The 2868-nt window shown below is 45.1% G+C and carries 2 protein-coding genes and 1 other annotated feature; both genes read left to right on the forward strand.

Going from position 1 to position 2868, the window contains the following annotated elements; translation table 11 throughout:
* The first annotated feature begins 14 nt into the window (after positions 1–14).
* Complete coding sequence (locus WJ238_RS04055) at positions 15–770, forward strand: ABC transporter permease (protein ID WP_087254164.1); 756 nt, start codon at positions 15–17, stop codon at positions 768–770.
* A gap of 74 nt (positions 771–844) precedes the next feature.
* Positions 845–1049, forward strand: a binding site (T-box leader).
* A 236-nt stretch (positions 1050–1285) separates the two neighbouring features.
* A complete protein-coding gene (proS, locus tag WJ238_RS04060; RefSeq protein ID WP_087168836.1) occupies positions 1286–2731 on the forward strand; it encodes a proline--tRNA ligase in 1446 nt (481 codons plus the stop codon).
* Positions 2732–2868 lie beyond the last annotated feature (137 nt).

Below are 2868 nucleotides of genomic sequence, written 5' to 3' on the forward strand. Positions count from 1 at the left end.
GGGGATGAGTATTGATGATTCATTTGTTAAAAGCTGAATATAAAAAAAGCTTTATTGAACTTAAAACATATTATCCTGATCAGATTGTGGATATTATTATCAAATATTTTCTTTTTGTAGCTTTTTTTGTCGGATTTGGAAAAAGTCAGATTGATGTCGGGGCGTTTTACATAGGGTATCTTTATTGGATGATAGCGTCATATATCATAGCGGAAGCGTCTGCCAGCATATCGTTCGAAAAACAGGTTGGAACAATCGAACAGATTTTCTTAAAACCTGTTTCTGTTCTTCAAATCCTGACCTTACGGACGTTCGTGATGTTCAGTATTTCCGTTTTGAAATTCGGTATTCTATTTCTCATAGTATCATTGACACTGAAAATAACATTTACGGTGACACCGGCAGTGCTTCTGATTTTCCTTATTTCTATTATTGGATTTACCGGTATCGGGATCGGACTTTCAGGCCTGACATTATTGTTTGCAAAAACAGCATCGTTTGAATCTATTGTTTCATACGGACTGCTGCTGATTTCCGGTACTGTTATTTCTTACCAGAATATGCCGGATATAATCTTCAAAATCATACGGATCCTGCCTTTTGTATTGGAGATAGATATTTCGCAAAAAGTACTAAAGACGGGAATAATCAGTATTCCGGATTTCTTCCTGGTTTTACTGTCGAATGTAGCGATGTTTTGTCTGGGGTGTTTGGTTTTTCAGTTCTTTTTAAAAAGAGTGAAGCGATATGGAGTCATGAACAAATACTGATTTGTCGCTCCTTTTACTTGACACTCCCGGTTTTTTCGGGTAAAATTTGAATAATTTCATGGCGAAAGCCGAATAAATGAACGATGAAGGGGAATAGTAAGCCTAAGAGAAGTTTCAGAGAAGAGGCGGGTGGTGCGAGCCTTTGACGGATCACGGCTGAACCGGACCTGGAGTTCCTGTATGAAAAGTACAGCGTTTTATCAGCGTTAATGATCAATGAAGTGAGCCGCAGATTTTGTGGTTAATGAGGGTGGTACCGCCGGACATCCGGTCCCTGTTTGGGACGGATGCCCGGTGTTTTTGTTTATTTAACAGAAAACTTCGTTCCCTGTTAAATAAACACGCTCCGCGGGATGCGCACTCGCGCGAAGCAGAAACTTGTCGCTAAAGCGACCGCGCTCGGCGCGAGAGTTCCGCGAGCGGAACTCTTGGTTTAACAGAAAACTTCGTTCTAAAAACAGGGGGCAGAAGTCCTTGGAAGCTGTGAAAAATATTGATTGAGAGGAGAATGCGACATGGCAAAGGACAACAAAAAATTTGTAAAGTCTATCACATCCAGAGATGAAGATTTCGCTCAGTGGTACACGGATGTGGTGAGAGAGGCAGAGCTTTGCGACTATTCCAGCGTGAAAGGATGCCTGAACTATCTGCCGAATGGATATGCAATCTGGGAAAATATCAAGGCAGATCTGGACAAGAGATTTAAAGATACAGGAGTAGAGAACGTATACCTTCCGATGCTGATTCCGGAGAATCTGCTTCAGAAAGAAGCGGATCACGTAGAAGGATTCGCTCCGGAAGCTGCATGGGTGACACATGGCGGAACAGAGAGATTACAGGAAAGATATGCGATCCGTCCGACATCAGAGACACTGTTCTGTGATCTGTGGAGCCGTATCGTGCAGTCTTACCGTGACCTTCCGAAAGTATGGAACCAGTGGAATTCCGTACTGAGATGGGAAAAGACGACACGTCCGTTCCTTCGTTCCAGAGAGTTCCTGTGGCAGGAAGGACATACCATCCACGCAACTTACGAGGAAGCAGAAGAGAGAACACTTATGATGTGGAAGGTCTACAAAGACTTCATCAGCGAGTCTCTTGCGATTCCATATGTAGCTGGAAGAAAGACAGAAAGTGAGAAGTTTGCAGGTGCAGAAGACACATACACAGTAGAAGCGCTGATGCATGATGGAAAGGCACTTCAGTCCGCGACAAGCCACTTCTTCGGAAATGGATTCCCGGATGCATACGACATCAAATATCTGGATAAGAACAATGAGCTCCACAGTGTTTATGAAACATCCTGGGGACTTTCTACAAGAATTATTGGTGCGATCATTATGGTACATGGCGATGACAGCGGCCTGGTGCTTCCGCCAAGAATCGCTCCGAAACAGGTACGCGTGATCCCGGTGGCACAGCACAAGGAAGGTGTTCTTGACCGTGCAGAAGAGCTGCTGGCAGCGATCCGCGCAGAAGGATTACGTGCAGACATCGACGAGTCCGAAAAGAGTCCGGGATGGAAATTCAGCGAGCAGGAGATGCTTGGAATTCCGGTACGTGTGGAACTTGGACCGAAAGATATCGAAAACGGTCAGGCAGTCCTTGTAAGACGTGACACAAGAGAGAAGACTGTTGTAGCAATCGACGAGGTACCGGCAGCACTGGCTGAACTTCTCGAGACAATTCAGCAGGATATGTATACAAGAGCAAAAGCATTCCTGGACGGCCACATCGATGAGGCAGAGACCATGGATGAAATGGTTGCAAAATTCAAGGACAACAGAGGATTCATCAAAGCGATGTGGTGTGGAGATGAAAGCTGTGAAGAAGCGATCAAGGCAGAGACAGGCGGAGCCGGATCCAGATGTCTGATCGAAGATGAAGAGCCGATTTCCGACAGATGTATTTACTGCGGAAAACCGGCAAAACACAAAGTTTTCTGGGGTAAAGCATACTAAAATGGAACAGGTCAGGATCAGACTGCCGGAAAAAGTGCAGTGGATCATCCGAAAGCTCAAAGAACAGGGCTTTGACGCATACGCAGTGGGCGGATGTGTCAGAGACTCGATACTGGGAAGGGAGATCGGAAGAGCAC

Source organism: Claveliimonas sp., assembly GCF_037273965.1.
Taxonomy (GTDB): Bacteria; Bacillota; Clostridia; order Lachnospirales; family Lachnospiraceae; genus Claveliimonas; species Claveliimonas bilis.

Excerpts from the sequence above, each read along its gene's own strand:
- WJ238_RS04055 (WP_087254164.1), top strand. The coding sequence starts at position 15 with ATGATTCATTTGTTAAAAGCTGAATATAAAAAAAGCTTTATTGAACTT.
- proS (WP_087168836.1), top strand. The coding sequence starts at position 1,286 with ATGGCAAAGGACAACAAAAAATTTGTAAAGTCTATCACATCCAGAGAT.